Raw genomic sequence first — 19,557 nt, 5'->3', positions numbered from 1 at the left:
ACGTTAGCAGCCTAAGCCGCGTGGCCTGCGTACGGAGCCAGGAACTGCGGCACCAGATCCGGCGTTGCGGCGGCGGCGAAGGCCAGCGCCTCGGTCATCGGCACGTCGGCGACTGAGTAGCGCTGCTTGCCCGCGGCGGTCGTCACGGTCATCGTCACCAGATCACGCCTGCGCTGGAACCACGTCTGCCGCAACTGCCAGCCGATCACGCCGCGCACGTTCAGGATGCTGCGGCGGCGTACGAGGCTGCCGGTGCTCAGCACGATCCAGTCACCGACGAGCCGGTGCCCGAGCCCGCGGTACCGGTCCCGTGCGATGAGGAATCCGAGGACCAGCGCTATGACGAGGATCACAAGCGCCCAGTAGGGAAGGCGAACGCCGAGGGCGAGCAGTGTTGTCTGCGAAGCGGCGTAGAGCACGAGGATCGGCGCGACGGCCCGAGTCTCCCGTCGCCGAAGCGCCGCGCGGCCGTGTGCGGGGAGTTCCATCGAGCAGATTTCGGCCGGCACGCCCAGGATCTCGGCCGCGACCCGATCCGCGACCGCGCGCGGCGCGGGCGGCAACAGCACCGAACCACCGCGCTCGGCGCCGCCGCCCGCGCGCAGGCCGGTGGTGATCGCGATGCAGCGCGCGCCCTTCGCCGCCCGCAGCGAGAGCGGCTCGCTGATCTCGACGCCGCGCAGCCGGGCCTCGTCGATCGTCGTCGCACGCGTGGAGAGCAGCCCGCGCGTCACCCGCAGCGAGCCCGTCCCGGTGCGCACGAGGCGGAAGTTCCAGAACACCGCGATGTATCCGAGCACTGAGACGGTCACCAGGCCGAGCACGACCGCCAGGCTGCCGACCGGTATCGATTCGGCCAAGGACATGCGTGTCACGTCGTGGATGCCCGAATGCACCGGTCCGAGCGCGGCCAGGTCCACGCCCGCGTCGTGCTCGGCGTTCGTCACGAAACCGACCAGCACGCCGAGGATGACCAGGCCGGTCAACGTGAGTGGCGCGAAGCGGATCCAGGAGGCCCGCAGCCGGACGATCTCGGACTCGGGCGGCGGGACGGCACGGGCGGCAGTGGCGGTGTCGGCGTCGGTGTCTCCGACGGAGACGCGCGCCGCGCCGCGCGTTCGCGGGGCGGCCAGCAGCAGTGAGCGCAGGGCCTCGGCGTCGGCGACGCTCAGCGCGTCGAGGTGGAAGTTCTCGCCCTCGCGCCGGTCGTTGCGTCCCGTGCCGATCTTCACCCGGGCGACGCCGAGCAGCCGGTACATCACATGCGCCGTCAGATCCACACTGCGCACGCCGGCGCGCGGTGCCGAGAGCACCCGCGGCGAGAGCAGGCCGCGCCTGATGTACACGCGATCGTCGGTGACCTGGTATTTCGTACCGAACCAGCGCCAGATCCCGGCCAGCACGGCGAACGCGCCGACGCACAGCCCCCAGTAGTTCTGGTGGCCGCCGCGCGTGCCCTCGTAGAGCAGGCCGATCAGCACGGGTGCGGAGCGCAGCAGGTCGGTGATCGGGCGTACGGCGAGGGCGCGCGGGCTCAGCCGCAGCCAGGCGTCGGGGGAGGGAACGCCCTGAGGTGGAGCGGGAACCGCGATCGTCTCGGCGCTCACGTCGCGTCGCCCGGGATGCCGGCGGTGACGAGGGAGAGTTCGGCCTGCAGTTTCTCCGCCGTCGCCAGGTCGAGGCCGTGGATCTTGATGTGCCCGGCCGCGGACGCCGTGGTCGCGGTCACGTTGGCCAGCCCGAAGATCCGCTCCGGCAGGCCGCGCTCGGTGTCGATCGTCTGGATCCGGCTGATCGGCGCGATCCGCCAGCGCACGGAGAACCAGCCCGTCCGGGTGTAGAGCGCGTCCTGGGTGACCTCCCAGCGGTGCACGCGGTAGCGCCAGCGCGGCATCACCAGCACCCGGACCGCCAGCAGGAACGCGGTGGCCCCGATCGCGATCCACCAGGCCGAACCGAAGCCGCACAACGCCGCGATCCCGGTCTCGATACCGACGAGGACGACGGCCCCGATCGTCGAGACCGTCGTCCAGTACCAGATCGCCCGGCGGCTCACCAGGTTGCGCGGCGCGCGCAGACCCGGCGGTGTCTCCTGAGCCGCCACCCCTGTCTCCGTCATGGATTCAGCGTGCCACAGGGGGTTTTCCCAGTGCGCGGGCCCGCTGGCCCGCCGACCCGCTGCCCGGGCCTCAGCCGGACTTGCGGCGGAAGGAGCGCTTGCCGCCCGCCTGTCCGTGGGCCCCGTGCGCCTTGCCGGAGGTCCCGGCGGCCGTCTCGGTGCGATGCCGCAGTGCCTGCTTGCGCTCCAGCGCCTCCCGGAACTTCCGCTTGACCTCGTCCTGCTCGGTCTCCGCGGAATCGGCCGGCTCGGCCTGATCGTGTTCAGCTTCGCTCATGCGCCAAGAGTGGCATACGCGGGACCCCGCGGCCACGATTTATCCCGATTCCCGGCGAACGCCGACGGCGGGCGACCCTCGGCCGCCCGCCGTCAACGCCGACTACCGCTCGCGGCTCAGCCGGAGCCGCACACGTACAGCGTGCCCACGCTCGAACCGCCGTAGGCCGAGGACGAGACCGTCTTGCAGTTGGCCTTCACCCAGGACTCGATCGCCGAGGTGGCGGTCGAGCTCGTGCCGCCCATGCCGCCGCCCATGCCTCCGGAGCTGCTGATCAGGACGTACTTCAGCTCGCCGTTCGCGACCAGCTCCTTGAACTGGGCCAGCGAGGGGTAGCCGTTGTTGCCGCTGAACCCGCCGACCGGCAGGACCGAGGCGCCCGCGTTGGCGATGTAGTCCTCGGCGTCACCCGAGCTCATCACCGCGAACAGGTACTTGGCGCTGCCCTGATGGGCCTTCAGGTACGTCACCAGCTGCTGCTCGGAGCTGGTGAGCGTGCTCCCGCTGCCGCCCGGCGTGCCGCCTCCGCCCCCTCCGCCCCCTCCGCCGCCGCTCGGCGCTCCGGTACGGCCGGACGTGCTGCCGGAGCCGGAGCTGCTGGACGAGCCGGGGAGGCCGCCGCTGGGGGCGCCGCTGTTCGAGTTGCTCGAGCCCGAACCGCTCGACGAGGAGCCGGGGAAGCCGCCGCTCGGTGCGCCGCCGCTGCCGCTGCCCGAACCGCCGGGGAACCGGCCCGTCGTGCCGCCGGGACCGCCGGAGCCGCTCGACCCGCCGGGCGTGCCGCCGCCTCCGCCGCCGGTGCGTCCGGCGCTGCCGAACTGACCGGAGTACGGGCCGGCCGCCGCGTTGATCGACGTGCCGTTGTACCCGGCCGAGGTGTCGAGGGTGGACAGCGCCCAGGCGGCGGGGGTCGCGACCATCGCCATGGTGCCGAGCACGATGCCCACGGCCAGCACCTTGCCGATCCGCTTGATCCGGTACGCGACCAGCAGCAGGATCGAGGCCAGGCCGAGCGCGATGACCAGCGGCGGCAGCCAGCCGAGGAACACGGTGTTCTCGTACGAGAGGTGCGTGGCCCAGGCGACCGTCGCGGCGATCGCCACGATCAGCAGCCAGCCGAGCCTGTCGTCGTCCCGGAAGGCCCGGAACAGTCCGACGATGCCGGCCGCGCCCAGGGCGGCGAGGCCGGGAGCGAGCACCGTCATGTACTGCGAGTGCGGGATGGTGCCCGCGCTGAACGCGAGCGCCGTGATGCCGAGCGTGCCGGCCCACATCAGGTAGCCCGCGCGCACGCCGTCGGCCCGTCCGGCGCCGCGCGCCTTGATCAGGCCGAAGACCAGCGCGATCAGGGCCAGCGGGTAGAGCCAGCCGATCTGCGAGCCGAAGCTCGCGCCGAACAGCTTGCCCCAGTCGTTGCCGCCGCCACCGAAGCTGCCGCCGCTCGTGGTGCCGGTGACCGAGCCGAACCGGGAGGTGAAGTTGTAGTCGAACACCATCGTGAAGATGTTGTTCGTGCCGTTCGATCCGTCGATGAACGGACGGTCCGCCGCCGGGGTCAGCTGCACGATGACCATCAGCCAGAGCGAGGCGACGACCGTGACCGCGCCGAAGACCAGCGTGTGCTTGATCCGCCTGAGCAGCGGATGCGGCGCGCAGATGAGGTAGACCAGTCCGAAGACCGGCACGACCGTCCAGGCCTGCACCATCTTCGTCTGGAAGGCCATGCCGATCCAGAACCCGGAAAGCGCGAGAGCCCTGAGCCTGCCCTCGTTCACCGCGCGCTGGAACGCGTCGGTGGCCAGGATCAGACACATCGTCAGGGCGTTGTCCTCGAGACCTGAGTGGCCGAAGGTGGCCGCCACGATCGGGGTGAGGGTGAACAGCCCCGCCGACAGCAGCGCGACGTCGCAGCGTCCGGTCCACCGCCGGGCCAGCCGGTAGAGAACCAGGACGCTGATGACGCCCTCGATCGCCTCCGGCAGCGCCAGCGCCCAGGCGTGATAGCCGAAGATCTTGATCGAGATCGCCTGCGGCCAGAGGAAGCCCCAGAGCTTGTCGATGGTGACCGAACCCGCAGGGTCGAAGGAGCCGTAGAGGAGGTTCTTCCAGCTCATCGACATGCTGCGGGCGTCCGCCGCGTAGAAGTTGTTGGTGGCAGTGTGGAACGCGCCCCAGGTGAAGACGAGCGCGGCCAGCGCGGCCACCGCGAGCAGGCCCGGTCTGGCCCAGCCTGGTTGGTCCGGGGGGAACAACCAGGCACGGACGGACCGGGATCGGGTGTGCCCCGGCGGCTCGCCCGCCGAGGTCGTGGTGTTTTCCGTTGCCGTGATCGCCATGCCGACCAGGCTGTCGGCGCGGGATTAGACAATCATGAGGGCGTTGTTAATCGGCCGTCCGAATGCGGATTGAATGTTTTCAAAATGTGAGTAGAGGTAAATATCGACCCGTCAGAATTGAGTGTCTTCTTCAGCGTTGAGCAGCGCGCGCTGGCTGGAGTCCGCGGCGTGCAACGTGGCGAAGAGCTGCGGCAGCGTGGCGGGCGAGACCGGGTCGTCGGACTCGGAGTTCACCGCGAGCGCAATGTCGTATCCGCCGTGCTCGCCGATGTAGAGATAATTACCGCTGTCATCAGTGGCCACCCACAGATCGCTCGCGGTTTGCGCGCAGCTGAGTTGGTCGCCGGATCCCGCTGAGAAATCCGCCGAGGCCCAGTCGATCGCGCACGGTGAGTTCTTGCCGGGCGAGACGATCACCTCGAGGTCGTCGACGGCCGGAGCGGGGGTGTCGTGGCCCGTGTAGCTGATCGTGGCCACACCGCCGACGTAGCTGTAGGAGCTCGGCAGGTAGCGGCTGGGGGCCTTCGCCAGCAGCAGCATCGCGTCCGGGGCCGCGGGCTCCGCGTTCGCGGCGCGGACCGGCATGTCCGCCGCGCGCGCCTGGCCGTTGCCGACGCTCTCGATCGCCAGGGCGCCCGCGATGATCGCGAGGCAGGCGGCGCCGACCGCGTGCGTCCGGTAGCGCCGGATCCAGCGCGGATTCGCCGAGGCGAGCACCACGGCGTCCCCCGCGCCCGCGACTGCGCCCGCGCCGGCGGCCGCCACGGCCACCGCCGGCCGCGCCGCGCGCCACCGCACGATCGCGGCCGCCGCCGGGTACGGCAGGGTCAGCGCGCCCCACTCCAGGACCAGCTCGTTGATCGACGAGCCGACCGGCAGCCCGAGGAACTGCGCGAGCAGCCAGCCGGCGCTGCCGAAGCCGAGCACGGTCGTCGCCCGCCGCGCCGCGACCCGCCAGCCGGTCTCCAGCGTGCTGTGCGTCATCCACACGAACGCCGCCCACACCAGCAGCAGCCCGCCGAAGGGCAGCAGGTAGCTCGTCGGCCCGAAGGAGATCTGCCCGTCGTCCGCGTCGCCGCTCGCCATCCAGTAGCCCGAGGCGAGCAGCGGGCCGGTCAGCCATCCGGACAGCGCCGCGTAGCCGAGCCAGTGCATGGGGTGAGGGGCAGCTGGCCGCGGCTGGGTCCGCGAGTCGTGCATGGTCACGGGCCGGTCCTTCCTTTCTGCGGAGATTGTGCACTACGCGGCTGAGAGTTCCTAGGGGGCGGGCGGGATCCGCCGGACGTCCCGGTGGGAGTTCGTGCGGTACGTGATTACTTCGAAATCACAGGAAGTGCCCAGTAGCTCTGAGCCCTTATCCGAGGATTACTTTGAAAACGAACGATTTCTTGCGAAGTCACGATCCGGCAACGTGGTTGACGGGATATTTTCGCCGGTACTACATTCCGGTTATTCCCGTGCACGGTCCTGAGAAGCGCTGAAGCGGCGTCAGGACTTGTACCGCCCCGGGCGGGTGGCGGCGCGTGCCCGGAACGGACGCCACGCACGATCCCAGCACCACCCGTGACAGAGATCTGACGAGCTTTCGCCATCCGATCTCGCCGCGCCGGGCGCTACGCCCCCGGCGGTACCGACGCAACGGCGCGGCGGGCCTGACCTGTGAGGTGTTTCTCCGCATGACCGTCCTCTCGAAGGCGCAGCCCGGGCGCCTCGCCCGCAACGCCGCCTATACCGCCGCCCTCGCCGCCCTGCTCGGCACGGCCGCCGCGTGCTCCTCCTCGGGCACGCCGGCCGCGCAGGCCTCCGCGAACGCGCAGCAGACCATCGTCTTCGCCACCCACGGACTAGGCGCCGAGGGGCAGGCCACGAATGCCGCCATCGCCGGCTTTGAGAAGCAGTATCCGAACATCAAAGTCCAGGTCTTCAACCTGGACGCGTCATCCACCAACCAATTGACCCAGCTCGAGCAGCGTTTCCAGGCCGGGACCGGGCTCGACGTGGTGGACGGCGACGTGACCTGGGCCCCGCAGTTCGCCGCGGCCGGATACATCAAGAACCTCTCGTCCGCCGGCTTCGACACCTCGCAGTACTTCCCCGGCCAGGTCGCCTCGGCCCAGTACAACGGCACGCTCTACGGGGTGCCCTGGTACATCAACGCCGAGGGCGTCTACTACCGCACCGACCTGGTCAAGACGGCGCCGACCAGCGCCACCGAACTCGTCTCCGACGCGCAGGCCGCGATGAAGTCGGACTCCGCGCTCAAGGAGGGCTTCGCCTGGGAGGGCGACAAGTACGAGGGCGCCGTCTGCGCGTTCATCGACTTCCTCGGCGGCTTCGGCGGCAAGCTCGACCTGTCGAACCTGAACACCGCGGCCAACCAGCAGGCCCTGCAGTTCATGTACGACACGATCCACAAGGACGCCGTCACCCCGCAGGCCGCGAGCTCCTGGCAGGAGTCGAACGTGCAGAGCGCCTGGGAGTCCGGGCAGACGGCGTTCGCGCTCAACTGGCCGTACGAATACGCCAGCACGCTGAAGCTCGCCTCGCTGAAGAGCGACATCGGCTGGATCCCGTTCCCCTCCACCGCCGGCACGCCCGCCGCGGCCCTCGGCGGGGACGACCTGATGGTCGCGAGCAAGAGCGCGCACCAGGCGGCCGACGTGGAGTTCGTCAAGTACCTGACGTCGGTCGCGGCGGAGCAGCAGCGTGCCCAGACCGCCGGCGACCCGCCCGGTGACAAGAGCGCGTACAACGACACGCTCTACGCCGCGGCCCCGTACTTCAAGGCCGAGCAGGCCGTCTTCGCGGACACCGTCTCCCGGCCGAGCTCCCCGGTCTATCCGCAGATCTCCGAGGTGCTGCAGACGATGATCTCCTCCGTGCTCGCCGGACAGTCCGGCCCGAGCGCGGCGCTGAGCTCGGCGCAGTCGCAGATCCAGCAGATCCCGGGCTACACCGCCTGATGGCCACCGTCGACGAAGTCCGGGGCGGCGCGCCCGCCCCGGACCCGAGGCCGCGAAAGAAGAGCGCGAAACCGCGGCGTGGCACGCTGCTCGGCCAGGACCGCAGGCTCGGCTACGGACTGACCGCCCCGGCGATCGTCCTGCTGCTCGGGATCACGGCGTATCCGCTCGTCTACAACATCTGGAACTCGTTCCACTACGCCGTCCCCGACATCCCGTTCATCAACGGCAAGCTCGCCGGCCTGGCCAACTTCCGGCGGATGTTCTCCGTCGGCAGCACGTTCATGCCCGCGCTGCTGCACACGGTGGTCTTCACCGTCGTGTCGGTCGTGATCGAGGTCGCGATCGGCCTCGTGCTGGCGCTCGCGCTGAACAAGTCGTTCCGCGGCCGCGGGCTGGTGCGCGCGGCCGTTTTCATCCCGTGGGCGGTGCCGACCGTCGTCTCGGCCGAGGTGTGGAAGGAGATGTTCGACCCGCAGCAGGGCTTCGTGGACTACGCGCTCAGGCTGCTGCACCTGCCCGGCGGCACGACCACGTGGCTCGCGAACACGGACACGTCCTGGGTGGCGCTGTTCATCGCGGACGCGTGGAAGAACACCCCGTTCGTCGCCATCATCCTGATCGGCGGCCTGCAGGTGATCCCGGCCGAGATCTACGAGGCGGCCAGGATCGACGGCGCCTCGCCCTGGCGGCAGTTCCGCAGACTGACCTTGCCGCTGCTCAAGCCGGCGCTGATGGTCGCGCTGATCTTCCGCACGCTCTCGGCGTTCCTGGTGTTCGACGTCATCTACATCATGTCCAACGGCGGCCCGGGCACCTCCACCGAGACGCTCGCCTACCTGGACTTCAACGCCTTCCACGTGGACAACGACTACGGCTACGGCGGCGCGATCTCACTGGTGCTGATCGTGCTCTGCCTGCTGATCGCGGGCGCTTACACGCGGATCTTCCGGGAGAGAGCATGAGTACCCTGACGATCACCCAGGACGGCCGCTCGGCGCAGTTCACGGTCCCGCGCCGCCGCTCCGTGCGCCCGGCGTCCGTCGGCCGCACGGTGCTGTTGTCGCTGTTCGTGCTGGTCTCGCTGTTCCCGTTCTACTGGATCGTGATCACGTCCTTCAAGACGAACGCGGACCTCGCGCGCGGCACGCACAGCCTGCTGCCGACCTCCTGGAGCTGGAGCGCCTACAAGGCCGACTTCTCCCAGTACGACTACTGGCACAACGTGCTCAACAGCGCGATCGTGGCCGTGAGCACGACCGCGATCACCATCGTCGTCGCCAGCGCCGCGGGTTACGCGCTCGCCAGGACGAGGATGCGCGGACGGCCGATCATGCTCGGCTTCATCCTGGTCGCGGGGTTCTTCCCGGTCATGGCGATGGTCGGTCCGCTGTTCCTCACGTTCACGCACGTCAACGCGATCGACAGCTTCTGGACCCTGATCCTCAGTTATCTCGTCTACACGCTGCCGATCGCGATCTGGTTCCTGGCCAACTTCTTCTCCCAGATCCCCGTCGAGATCGAGGAGGCGGCCGTCGTCGACGGCCTGACCAGATTCAGGGCCCTGTTCCGCGTCATCGTCCCGGTGGCGATGCCCGGCGTGCTCACCGCGGCGATCCTGAGCTTCATCCTGGCCTGGAACGACTTCACCTTCGCGCTCAGCTTCATGCAGACCCCGAGCAAGTACACGGCTCCACTGGCCATCAACAACCTGGGGCACAGCCAGTTCCAGGTCTTCCCCAACATGATCGACGCCGCGGTCGTCGTCGTCACGATCCCCATCGCGCTGCTCGTCCTGATGGCACAGCGGCGCATCGTATCCGGCTTCACCTCGGGCTCGACGAAATAAATGCGTCCCGGCAGACGGCACTGAGTCGCTAGTGTCGGCACGTGCTGAAATTGATCACCCTTGTCGCCGGGCGCGTGCGGGGCGCTCTCGCCCGGCGATGGGGTGGCAGCCTCTTCCGGCGCCGTACGTTCAGGCTGCTGTGGATAGGGGAGACCACCAGCCAGTTCGGGAGCGCGGTGACGACGGTCGCGCTGCCGCTCCTGGCGGTGGAGAGTCTGCACGCCGGCGCGTTCGAGGTGGCGCTCCTCACGGCGGCTACGTGGCTGCCGTGGCTCCTGATCGGATTGCTCGCGGGCGCGTGGGTCGACCGGTGGCCGAAGCGTCGGCTGATGCTGGCCTGCGACATCGTCTCGATGCTGGTGCTCGCCAGTGCGCCGGTTGCTGACTGGTGCGGCGTACTGACGATTGGGCAGCTTCTGGCCGTCGCGGTGCTGGCCGGGGTGTCCTCGGTCTTTTTCACCAGCGCTTACTACGCCTACCTGCCCGTCCTCGTCGATGGCCACGACTTGGTGGAAGCCAACGCCAAGCTTCAAGGCAGCCAGGCCGCGGCGCAGATCGGCGGGCCGGGGCTCGCGGGTGGTATCGCGGCTCTTGCCGGCGTCGCGGCGGCCCTGCTGGCCGATGCGGTGAGCTTCGCGGTCTCGGCAGCGTGCCTGCGCTTCATCGGTGCCGACGAGCCGGATACGCAGCCGAGCGGGGAACGGCGCGGAGTACGCACCGAAGTGGCAGAGGGCGTGCGGTTCCTGCTCGGCGATCGCTACCTGCGGCCCGTGGCCATCGCCGCCGCTCTCGGAAACCTCTTTCTGACCGGGGTCGAGTCGCTGCTGGTGTTCTTTCTCGTCCGGGTCGTCGGGGTAAGCGCGGGCGTCGCCGGAGCCTTGATGGGGGCGGTGGGCGTCGGTGGGCTGATCGGCGCCCTGTGTGCGCGGCGTCTGGCCGACAAGCTCGGCACCGGGCGCGCGGTGCTGTGCTGCTACGTCGTCGGGCTGCCGTTCATGCTCCTCGTTCCTCTCACGGGCACGGGCGTCGGCCTCGCGCTGTTCGCGGGATACGGGGTGACGGGAGCGGGTATCGTCGCCGGGAACATCATCTATGACGGATTCGTCCAGCGGTACAGTCCGCCTGAGGTCATGGGGCGCATCGCGGCGAGCGGCAGCACGATCGCCTACAGCTGTATGCCGGTGGGCGCGGTCCTGGCCGGCGCACTCGGCTCGTTCGTGGGTGTCCGTGCCGCGCTCTGGATCATGTCCGCTGGACTCGTCGCCACCGGCGCCCTGCTCGTATTCTCGCCGTATCGGCGTCTGCGCGAGCTCCCCACCTCGTTTGAGGGCTGAGTCGGCCCGGTGCTCGGCGCGGAACTCGCGAAGCACCGGGCCGCAGGCGGCGACGGCGACGGCGGATCAGTCCCTTTCGTCCAGTCTGAACCAGAAGAATCCGTGCCCGGACATGGTCAGCGGGTAGGGGACGTCGCCGATCTTGCGGAAGGGGATGCCGCCGAGCAGCTCGATCGGCTCGGTGGCCTGGAACTGCGCCAGGTCCAGCTCCGTGGGCTGGGGGTAGCGGGAGAGGTTCATCGCGCAGAGCACGATCGATTCCTTGCCGTCGGGGGACTTCCCCGCCTCGAGTTGGCGAACGAAGGCGAGTACGGCGTCGTTGGTGGACTCGATCTGGGTGTACTTGCCTAGGCTGAACGCGGGATTCTCCCTGCGGAGCTGGATCATCCGTTTGGTCCAGTGCAGCAGGGACGAGGTGTCCTTCATCTGCGTTTCGACGTTCGTGCGCTGATAGCCGTAGACCGGATCCATGATCGCCGGCAGGTACATCCTGCCGGGATCGCACTGGCTGAAGCCGGCGTTCCGGTCCGGGTTCCACTGCATCGGGGTGCGGACGCCGTCGCGGTCGGCGAGCCAGATGTTGTCGCCCATGCCGATCTCGTCGCCGTAGTACAGCACCGGGCTGCCGGGCAGCGACAGCAGCAGGGCATTGACCAGCTCCAACTGCCGCCGGTCGTTGTCCAGCAGCGGGGCCAGCCGTCGCCGGATGCCGACGTTGGCCTTCATCCGCGGGTCCTTGGCGTACTGCTCGTACATGTAGGCGCGCTCTTCGTCCGTGACCATCTCGAGCGTGAGCTCGTCGTGGTTGCGCAGGAAGATGCCCCACTGGCAGCCGTCCGGGATCGGCGGAGTCTGCGCGAGGATCTCCGCGACCGGCTTCGCGGACTCCTGCTTGACCGCCATGAAGATGCGCGGCATGACCGGGAAGTGGAAGGCCATGTGGCACTCGTTGCCGCCGGCCTCCGGATCGCCGAAGTAGTCGATCACGTCCGCGGGCCACTGGTTCGCCTCGGCCAGCAGCACCCGGTCCTGATAGTCCCGCTCGACCATCGCACGCACCTCTTTGAGGAACTCGTGCGACATCGGCAGGTTCTCCCCGTTCGTACCCTCCTCGTGGTACAGGTACGGGACCGCGTCGAGCCGGAAGCCGTCGATGCCGAGGTCCAGCCAGAAGCGCAGCGCCGCCATCATCTTCCGGCGCACCTTCGGGTTGTGGTAGTTCAGGTCCGGCTGGTGCGAGAAGAAGCGGTGGAAGTAGTACTGGCGGCGCACGGTGTCGAAGGCCCAGTTCGACGTCTCGGTGTCGGAGAAGATGATCCGCGCGTCGGCCATGCCCTTGTCGTCGTCGGCCCAGACGTAGAAATCGCCGTAGTGGCCCTGCGGATCGTCACGCGAGCTCTGGAACCACGGGTGCTGATCACTCGTATGGTTCATCACGAAGTCGATGATCACCCGGATGCCGCGGGCGTGCGCCGCCTCCACGAACTGCACGAAGTCGCCGAGGTCGCCGAACTCCGGCAGGATCCCGGTGTAGTCCGACACGTCGTAGCCGCCGTCCCGCAGCGGGGAGTTGAGGAAGGGCGGCAGCCAGATGCAGTCGATGCCGAGCCAGTGCAGATAGTCGAGTCGCTTGGTGAGGCCGGTCAGGTCGCCGGTGCCGTCCCCGTTCGCGTCGAAGAAGGTGCGCACGAAGACCTCGTAGAACACGGCGCGCTTGAACCAGTTCGGGTCCCGCTCGCTGCTGGGCAGGTCCAACGGAGAGTCGGCGACCGGCTCGATCGGCAGGGCCTGAAGCGCCCCCGCTGTGGTGATGTCGGACAACGTAGGGCTCTTCCTTCGCAGACGCTCGCCGTGAGGAGCTGACGCTCGGGCGCGCGGTCGGATCAGTCAACGGGCTCTATGTCATGCGACCGGACTCCCGGTCGGCGTCAGCGCGGGGTCCCCGGTCTGGCCGAGGACGAGCGCCACCGCGCCCAGCGCGCAGGCCTGCGCACCGAGCGCGGCGGGTATTATTCGCAGCTCGGAGCCCGCCGCAGGCAGGTTCACCGCCGTGGCCGCCTCGCGCAGCGGGGCCAGCACCAGTTCGCCCGCCGCGGCCAGCGCCCCGCCGACGACCACCGCGGCCGGGTCCAGGATCGTGCACAGCATGCCGACCGCCCGCCCGGCCGTCCGCCCGGCCTCGGCCAGCGCCCTGATGCAGCCGCGGTCGCCCTGCCACGCCTTGGTGATCACGTCGCGCAGGGTGATGCGGTCCCCGTATCCGGGCTCAAGCGAGCGCATCACGTTCGGCAGGCCCACGTACGACTCCAGGCAGCCGCGGTTGCCGCAGCGGCACAGCGGGCCCTTGTCGTCCATGACCAGATGGCCGATCTCCCCGGCTCCGCCGACGGCGCCGCGGGTGAGGCGGCCGTTGCTGACGAACGCCGCGCCGACCGTGTTGTGCAGCTTCACGTACACGAGCTCGTCGATGTCCGCACCCGCCCCCCACTGACGCTCCGCCAGAGCGCCCAGGTTCGCGTCGTTGTCGGCGACCACCGGCAGGTGCAGCCGGCGGCCGAGTTCGGCGGCGACCGGGATGCCGGACCAGGTGGGGATCAGCCCGGAGTTCGGCAGCGCGCTCGCCCGGTTGTACGGCCCGGGCAGGCTCACGCCGACGCCCAGGATGCGCGCCGGGTCCGTGCCGGCCTCGTCCATCGCCGCCCGCACGAGGTCGGTCGCGGCGTCCAGGCCGTGGCTCGGGTCGTAGTCCGCGGGCAACGGCGCCGACTTCGCGATCTGCACGGCGTGCGTCACGTCCGCGATGATCACGTGCACGTGCCGGTAGCCGAAGTCGATGCCGATCGCCTCGCCGCTGGCGGGGTTCAGCATCACCGCGGTGCCCGGCCGGCCGGCCCGTCCGCCGGCCGGCGGCAGCTGGCCGCCGAGCTCCATCACCATCCCCTCCGCGACGAGGGAGCCGACCAGGGTGGAGACGGTGGACGGCGAGAGCCCGACCACCCGCGCTATCTCCGCCCTGCTGAGCGTGCCGCGTTCGCGCAGCAGCCGGATGACGGCCTGCCGGCTGCGCTGGTTGCGGCCCTGCTCGCCCCGGGCCTGCTGCTGCGTCATGGCACGAGGATCGGGCTTGTCCAACGATTCGTCAAGTATCGAAATAATGACACCCTGACTGTCGCATTACTTCGGACTGATTAGTTCGAAAATCACTTATTCATCTTGTTCTTGACGGGCTATTAGCTCGGGTCTAACGTCTGCCGCAGAGCACGGAGATCCGGACTGCGACTCTCCTGCCGGTTCGCCTGGGGCGCCGCCCCGCTCCGGGCGGGCCGCAGCGGGTCACCAGCGGATATCGTGGGCACCCGGAGGTTTCACCGGGTGGGAGGAGCGCTACGGCAGTGGCCGGGATCGAATTCGTCGACGTCACGCGCGTGCAGCGGGGGATGTGGCGGCCGGTCCTCGAGCGCGTCGATCTGCGGGTGCGCGACGGCGAGCTCATGGTCCTGACGGGAGCCTCCGGCAGCGGCAAGTCCGCGCTGCTGCGGGCGCTCGCCGGCGCCGACGAGACCATCTCCGGCCGGGTGCTGATCGACGGCAAGGACGTGACCGAACTCGCCCCGGACAAGCGCGGCGTGTCCATGCTGGCCCAGGGCTTCGCGCTGTTTCCGCAGCTGAGCGTGCGGGACAACATCGCCTTTCCGCTCACCATGCGCAAGAACTCGCAGAAGGCGGTCGCGGCCAGGGTCGCGGCCATCGCCGAACGCTGCGGCGTCGCGAACTACCTCTCGGCCCGGCCGGAAGCGCTCAACTTCGACCTCCGGCAGCGCGCGATGATGGCCCGCGCGCTCGTCAACGAACCGCTGGCCGTCTGCGTCGACGAACCGCTCGCGGGCTCCGGCGTCCCGATGATGATGCGCGCCCGCACCCCGATCGCCACCCTGCAACGCGAGTTCGGCGTGACCATGCTCTACGCGACGTGCAGCTCGACCGACGCCCTCGCCATCGCGGACCGCATCGCCGTGATCGACCGCGGCGTCGTGCAGCAGGTGGGTACGGCGTCAGAGGTCTTCGAGCGCCCGGAGACGGTGGCCGTGGCCGGGTTCGTCGGCCAGTGGCCGATGAACGTCATTCCGGCCGTGCACCGCGACGGCTTCGCGCACGTCGGCGGGCTGCGCGTGAAGGTCGGCTCAGCGCAGGCCGAGGCGCTGACCGGCGACAGGGTACTGATCGGCCTGCGGCCCGAGGAGCTGAATCTCGGCGGCGACGCTTCGATCGGCGACGGTTCGACCGGCGGCGCGCTGACCGCCGTGGCCGTGCTGATCAGGGACGACGGGCGCGAATATCTCGTGCACGCGCGGATGGACGGCCCGGACGGCCCGGTGGATCTCGTCGTCCGCCAGCAGCGCGGCGCCCCTCCCGTGCGCGGAGAGAATCTGCTGATCACCGCGAACGCCGCGGCCGCTCACCTCTTCGACGCGGGCACCGGGCGCAGGTTGCCGGACTGACTGTCCTGAACGGGTGAGGCGCCGCGCAGCATCGACGCGGTCGCGGCGAGCAGCGCCATCGCGGCCGCCACGGCGAACACGATCGTCAGGCCGTGGTGGAACGGTCCGGAGATCAGGTTCGGGAAGAACGTGTTCCCGGTGATCGTCGCCTTGGCCTGCGGCGAGAGCGTGTTCAGCACGCCGGTCGGACCGAGCAGCGTCTGCATCGGGTTCGCGCCGAGGAAGGCCGCGAATACCGTCGACACCGCAGGAAGCTGCGCCGCGTGCTGCGCGACCGCGGTGGGCACGCCCTGCGCGGTCAGGCCCGAGGAGAGCGCGCCGGGAAGCTGCCCGGCGAGGCCCGCGATCAGCAGCGAGAAGAAGACGCCGATCGAGAGCGACGTGCCCGAGTTCTGGAAGGTCGAGCGCATGCCCGACGCCGCGCCGCGATCGGCCGCCGGGACTCTGCTCATGATGGCCGAGGTGTTCGGGGCCGAGAACATGCCGGAGCCGAAGCCGTTCAGCAGGATGAGCAGCGCGAATGCCCAGTAGGGGAAATTCAGCGGCAGCAACAGCAGCCCGATGAAGCTGAGCGCGAACAGTGTCAGGCCGCCGGTCGTGAAGTAGAAGACCCCGTACCGATCTGACAAATAGCCCGACAGCGGCCCGGCGAGGAGGAATCCGGCCGTGAGGGGGAGCAGGAAGATGCCCGCCCACAGCGGGGTGTCCGCGTAGTTGTATCCGTGCAGCGGCAGCCAGATGCCCTGGAGCCAGATGATAAGCATGAACTGCATGCCGCCGCGGGCTATGGACGCCAGCAGCGAGGCCGCGTTGCCCGCCGCGAAGGCCCGGTTGCGGAACAGCGCGAGCCGGAACATCGGCTGCGGCACGTGCTGCTCGATGTACCCGAACAGCACCAGCAGCACGACGCCGCCGATCAGGCCGCCGAGCACGTAGGGGTTGGTCCATCCCATCGAGTGGCCTCCGTACGGCTGGATGCCGTACGTGATCGCGGCCAGCAGCGATGCGCAGCCGCCCGCGAAGGTCAGGTTGCCCCACCAGTCGATGCGCGCCGGACGCCGCTCGCCGACCTCGCGCAGGCTGCGGTACGCCCAGATCGTGCCGAACACGCCGAAGGGCACGTTGATCCAGAACACCGCGCGCCAGTCCCAGACCGAGAGCACGCCGCCGAGCACCAGCCCGATGAACTGGCCGGCGAGCGCGGCGATCTGGTTGACGCCGAGCGCCATGCCGCGCTGCTCGGCCGGGAACGCGTCGGTGATGATCGCCGCGGAGTTGGCCATCAGCATCGCTCCGCCGACCGCCTGGACCAGCCGCCAGATGATCAGCCACATCGCGCCGCCCGCCCCGTGCGCCGGGTCGAGGGAGAGCGCGATCGAGGCTAGCGTGAAGACCACGAAGCCCAGGTTGTAGATGCGCACCCGGCCGAGAATGTCGCCGAGCCGCCCGAGCGTGACCACCAGTACCGCCGTGACCAGCAGGTATCCCATGATGATCCACAGCAGGTAGCTGATGTTCCCGGCGCCGAAGGGGTCGAGGTCGATGCCGCGGAAGATCGCGGGCAGCGAGATGATCACGATCGACGCGTCCACCACGGCCATGAACATGCCGAGTGTGGTGTTCGACAGCGCGACCCACTTGTACCGGTCGTCGGACACGACTGCGTACCCCCTTCGCCTTCGTCCTCCACTTGCCGCTGTTCCACTGCCGAGCATAATTCCTTAGTGGCGCTAATGAAAGGGTGCTATGCTGAGTAAGACTCAGTAATTCTCAGACGCGAGGAGGCCCGATGAACGGCAAGGCCACGTTCTCCTCACTCAAGATCCCGAACTACCGGCGCTACTTCGCCGGTCAGAGCATCTCGCTCGTCGGCACCTGGATGCAGATGACCGCCCAGTCCTGGCTGGTCCTCGAACTCACCCACTCGGCCACCGCGCTCGGCCTGGTCACCGCGCTGCAGACGCTGCCCGTGCTGCTGCTCGGCCCGTACGGCGGGGTCATCGCGGACCGGTCGGACAAGCTCAAACTCATGACCGTGCTGCAGGCGATCATGGGCGTGCAGGCGCTCGTGCTCGGCCTGCTCACGGTCTTCCACGCGGTCCGCTTCTGGGAGATCTGCGCGCTCGCGGTCTTCCTCGGCATGAACAACGCCTTCGAGAACTCGCCGCGGCAGTCCTTCATCCGCGAGATGGTCGGCGCCGACCAGCTGCGCAACGCGATCACCCTCAACACGGTCACCGTCAACGCGGCCCGCGCCGTCGGCCCCGGCGTCGCCGGAATCCTCATCGCGGGCGTCGGCGTCGGGATCTGCTTCCTGATCAACGCGGCCAGCTTCGTCGCCGTCGTCGCCTCGCTGCTCATGATGAATCGCGGCCAGCTGCGGCCGAGCGAGCCGACGCCGCGCGCGAAGGGCCAGCTGCGCGAGGGCTTCAAGTACGCGATGGGCACGCGGCAGATCATGGTTCCGCTCGCCATGATGGGCCTCGTCGGCATGCTCGCCTACGAGTTCCAGGTCTCGCTGCCGGTTCTCGCGCAGCGCACCTTCAACGGCGGCGCCGAGGTGCTCGGCTTCATGACCTCCTCGATGGGCGTCGGCGCGGTGATCGGCGGCCTGATCACGGCGTCGTTCGCGCGTACCGGCATACGCTCGATGGTCTTCTCGTCCGTAGCGTTCGGCTGCACGATCCTGCTGACCGCCTACGCGCCGAACCTCGCGGTGGTCTACGTCGCGATGCTGTTCGCGGGCTGGGCGAGCGTGTCGTTCATATCCATCGGCAACTCGACGATCCAGCTCGCCTCCCGCCCGGAGATGCGCGGCCGGGTGATCGCGCTCTGGCAGGTCGCGTTCCAGGGCACGACGCCGATCGGCGGCCCGCTCGTCGGCTGGATCATCGCGATCTCGGATCCGCGCACCGGGCTGGCCGTCGGCGGCGTCGCCTGCCTGGTCGCGGCGGCCGGCGCGGTGCTGTATACGCGGCCGCGCCGCCCGGCCGCGACGGCGCCGATCGAGCGGCAGCCGGCGGTCGAGCCGGCAGCCGTCGAGCAGACGACCTTCGAGCAGACTCCGGCTCAGCAGCCGGGCTGAGTCGTCTCGGTCACGCTGCCGGGTTTCGCCGTGGGGGACGTCGAGACGGTCATCGTCACCGGGCCGCCGCAGTACGGCTGAGCCGGGATCAGGTCCGCGATCACGTAGTCGGTGTGTCCGGACAGGGGCACGGTCTGGGTGACGGGAGCGCGGCCCTTGCTCCCGGCGTACGTGTAGGTCAGCGTGACCGGCGCCGTGCTGTTCGTCGAGGCCGTGGCGACGAACGCGATGCTCTGGTCCGTGTCGTCCCCGCCGACCAGGGCCAGGGTCAGATTCGTGACGGCGACGGGCTTCGCGCTGGAGGGCGTCGGTGTGGGCTTGGGGCTCCGCGTGGGTGTGGGCGTCGGAACGGTCTTCGAGGGCTGCGGTTCGGGCGGCAGACCGGTCGTCGGCTGGACTCCGATGCCGGGGACGGGCGCCGTGCTCGCGTGCGGCCGCACTGGGGTCGGCGAGAGGCTGGGCTCGGCCGCGGCCGCCTTCTTCGCCAATGCCCTGATGGACGCCGTACTCATGACGCCCGGCGCCGTGGCGATCGCCCGGCCCGTCGTCCGCGCCGCGGAGGAGTGGCCGGGGTCGTTCTCCGTGTCCACCGACAGCCGCACGACCGACGGACCGTTCTCCCGCAACAGCACCGTGGCCAGCACCGACAGCAGCACGCATGCGCACGCCGCCGCGGCCAGCCAGCTCACGCTCAGCGTCGGGCGGTACCAGGCGCGGCGTACCCGGTTGAGCGCACTCGCCGCGCCGACTCCGCCGGCCCCCGCTGAGCCCGCGAGGCCCGCCGCGCCGGCCACGGCCGCGTCCGCAGCGAGCACGGTCCGGGTCGGATACAGCGTCACCTGATACGCCGCGCCGTCCGGCTCGACGCTCGTCGCCGGAATCGGATCCGTGATCCCCGAGGACGCCACCAGTTCGACCGCCGCCTGATATGCCGCGTCCCGCACGTCCCGGCCCGGCTCGACCGCCACGGGCACGCCGTTGACCGTGGCCGAGCCGTCGGCGTGATAGACGATCCGGACTTCGCCGTGCATCTGCTGGGGGAGTGGTGTTCGGTTGTCGGCGCGCACGGATCTCTAACGGCCTATCCGGAGCCCG

Annotated in this window: 15 protein-coding genes; 6 read left to right on the top strand and 9 right to left on the bottom strand. The window is 69.6% G+C overall.

Translation table 11 applies throughout. The annotated features are described in order from the left end of the window. Positions 1 to 11: 11 nt before the first annotated feature. The 5 genes from VG296_RS05150 to VG296_RS05130 all read right to left on the bottom strand — a co-directional run bounded on the left by VG296_RS05150 (position 12) and on the right by VG296_RS05130 (position 5,938). Positions 12 to 1,607 carry a PH domain-containing protein gene (locus VG296_RS05150; RefSeq protein WP_325563596.1) on the bottom strand — a complete coding sequence of 532 codons (1,596 nt, stop codon included), beginning with the start codon at positions 1,605 to 1,607 and terminating at the stop codon, positions 12 to 14. After that, complete coding sequence (locus tag VG296_RS05145) at positions 1,604 to 2,119, bottom strand: PH domain-containing protein (protein ID WP_325563594.1); 516 nt, start codon at positions 2,117 to 2,119, stop codon at positions 1,604 to 1,606. The genes VG296_RS05150 and VG296_RS05145 overlap by 4 nt, the downstream gene beginning before the upstream one ends. A 70-nt stretch (positions 2,120 to 2,189) precedes the next feature. Then, positions 2,190 to 2,396, bottom strand: a complete 207-nt coding sequence (locus tag VG296_RS05140) for a DUF5302 domain-containing protein (RefSeq protein ID WP_325563592.1) — start codon at positions 2,394 to 2,396, stop codon at positions 2,190 to 2,192. A gap of 116 nt (positions 2,397 to 2,512) precedes the next feature. Next, positions 2,513 to 4,732 (bottom strand): ArnT family glycosyltransferase, encoded by a 2,220-nt coding sequence (locus VG296_RS05135; protein ID WP_325563590.1) that lies wholly within the window; start codon positions 4,730 to 4,732, stop codon positions 2,513 to 2,515. Positions 4,733 to 4,843: 111 nt separating this feature from the next. Then, positions 4,844 to 5,938: a hypothetical protein gene (locus VG296_RS05130; protein ID WP_325563586.1), complete on the bottom strand. Its 1,095-nt coding sequence runs from the start codon at positions 5,936 to 5,938 to the stop codon at positions 4,844 to 4,846. A gap of 470 nt (positions 5,939 to 6,408) precedes the next feature. On the opposite strand from VG296_RS05130, the gene VG296_RS05125 reads away from it, so the two are divergent. From VG296_RS05125 to VG296_RS05110, 4 genes are read left to right on the top strand one after another with little or no spacing between them, the layout of a single operon-like run. Beyond that, positions 6,409 to 7,695 carry an extracellular solute-binding protein gene (locus tag VG296_RS05125; RefSeq protein WP_325563584.1) on the top strand — a complete coding sequence of 429 codons (1,287 nt, stop codon included), beginning with the start codon at positions 6,409 to 6,411 and terminating at the stop codon, positions 7,693 to 7,695. Continuing rightward, entirely contained in the window at positions 7,695 to 8,660 is a 966-nt protein-coding gene (locus tag VG296_RS05120; RefSeq protein ID WP_325563582.1) for a sugar ABC transporter permease, read from the top strand. The genes VG296_RS05125 and VG296_RS05120 overlap by 1 nt, the downstream gene beginning before the upstream one ends. Then, positions 8,657 to 9,544 carry a carbohydrate ABC transporter permease gene (locus VG296_RS05115; protein WP_325563580.1) on the top strand — a complete coding sequence of 296 codons (888 nt, stop codon included), beginning with the start codon at positions 8,657 to 8,659 and terminating at the stop codon, positions 9,542 to 9,544. The genes VG296_RS05120 and VG296_RS05115 overlap by 4 nt, the downstream gene beginning before the upstream one ends. A 41-nt stretch (positions 9,545 to 9,585) precedes the next feature. Continuing rightward, positions 9,586 to 10,878, top strand: a complete 1,293-nt coding sequence (locus VG296_RS05110; protein WP_325563578.1) for an MFS transporter — start codon at positions 9,586 to 9,588, stop codon at positions 10,876 to 10,878. Between the two features lie 66 nt (positions 10,879 to 10,944). Here VG296_RS05110 and treS read toward each other — a convergent pair whose 3' ends face one another. Next, positions 10,945 to 12,663, bottom strand: coding sequence for a maltose alpha-D-glucosyltransferase (treS, locus tag VG296_RS05105; RefSeq protein ID WP_414641053.1), 1,719 nt, complete (start codon positions 12,661 to 12,663; stop codon positions 10,945 to 10,947). A 117-nt stretch (positions 12,664 to 12,780) separates the two neighbouring features. Then, on the bottom strand, positions 12,781 to 13,986 hold the full coding sequence (locus VG296_RS05100) for an ROK family transcriptional regulator (RefSeq protein WP_325563574.1): 1,206 nt from the start codon (positions 13,984 to 13,986) through the stop codon (positions 12,781 to 12,783). Positions 13,987 to 14,270: 284 nt separating this feature from the next. Here VG296_RS05100 and VG296_RS05095 point away from each other — a divergent pair, with 284 nt between their 5' ends. Next, positions 14,271 to 15,377: an ABC transporter ATP-binding protein gene (locus VG296_RS05095; protein ID WP_325563572.1), complete on the top strand. Its 1,107-nt coding sequence runs from the start codon at positions 14,271 to 14,273 to the stop codon at positions 15,375 to 15,377. Here the strand turns inward: VG296_RS05095 and VG296_RS05090 are convergent. Further along, complete coding sequence (locus VG296_RS05090; protein WP_414641051.1) at positions 15,335 to 17,092, bottom strand: MFS transporter; 1,758 nt, start codon at positions 17,090 to 17,092, stop codon at positions 15,335 to 15,337. The two genes, VG296_RS05095 and VG296_RS05090, sit on opposite strands and share 43 nt — an antisense overlap. Positions 17,093 to 17,166: 74 nt before the next feature. Here VG296_RS05090 and VG296_RS05085 point away from each other — a divergent pair, with 74 nt between their 5' ends. Beyond that, a complete protein-coding gene (locus tag VG296_RS05085; protein ID WP_325563566.1) occupies positions 17,167 to 18,462 on the top strand; it encodes an MFS transporter in 1,296 nt (431 codons plus the stop codon). Here the strand turns inward: VG296_RS05085 and VG296_RS05080 are convergent. Beyond that, positions 18,447 to 19,493 carry a hypothetical protein gene (locus VG296_RS05080; protein WP_325563564.1) on the bottom strand — a complete coding sequence of 349 codons (1,047 nt, stop codon included), beginning with the start codon at positions 19,491 to 19,493 and terminating at the stop codon, positions 18,447 to 18,449. The genes VG296_RS05085 and VG296_RS05080 overlap by 16 nt on opposite strands. Between the last annotated feature and the right edge of the window lie 64 nt (positions 19,494 to 19,557).

The sequence above is a fragment of the Actinospica sp. genome (assembly GCF_035552695.1).
Lineage (GTDB): Bacteria > Actinomycetota > Actinomycetes > Streptomycetales > Catenulisporaceae > Actinospica.
This window is presented reverse-complemented; position numbering and strand designations above follow the sequence as displayed.

Bases quoted from the DNA above. Each gene is read 5' to 3' on its own strand.
- VG296_RS05145 (WP_325563594.1), bottom strand. From the start codon at position 2,119: ATGACGGAGACAGGGGTGGCGGCTCAGGAGACACCGCCGGGTCTGCGC.
- VG296_RS05140 (WP_325563592.1), bottom strand. From the start codon at position 2,396: ATGAGCGAAGCTGAACACGATCAGGCCGAGCCGGCCGATTCCGCGGAG.
- VG296_RS05135 (WP_325563590.1), bottom strand. From the start codon at position 4,732: ATGGCGATCACGGCAACGGAAAACACCACGACCTCGGCGGGCGAGCCG.
- VG296_RS05125 (WP_325563584.1), top strand. From the start codon at position 6,409: ATGACCGTCCTCTCGAAGGCGCAGCCCGGGCGCCTCGCCCGCAACGCC.
- VG296_RS05120 (WP_325563582.1), top strand. From the start codon at position 7,695: ATGGCCACCGTCGACGAAGTCCGGGGCGGCGCGCCCGCCCCGGACCCG.
- VG296_RS05115 (WP_325563580.1), top strand. From the start codon at position 8,657: ATGAGTACCCTGACGATCACCCAGGACGGCCGCTCGGCGCAGTTCACG.
- VG296_RS05100 (WP_325563574.1), bottom strand. From the start codon at position 13,986: ATGACGCAGCAGCAGGCCCGGGGCGAGCAGGGCCGCAACCAGCGCAGC.
- VG296_RS05090 (WP_414641051.1), bottom strand. From the start codon at position 17,092: ATGCTCGGCAGTGGAACAGCGGCAAGTGGAGGACGAAGGCGAAGGGGG.
- VG296_RS05085 (WP_325563566.1), top strand. From the start codon at position 17,167: ATGAACGGCAAGGCCACGTTCTCCTCACTCAAGATCCCGAACTACCGG.
- VG296_RS05080 (WP_325563564.1), bottom strand. From the start codon at position 19,493: ATGCACGGCGAAGTCCGGATCGTCTATCACGCCGACGGCTCGGCCACG.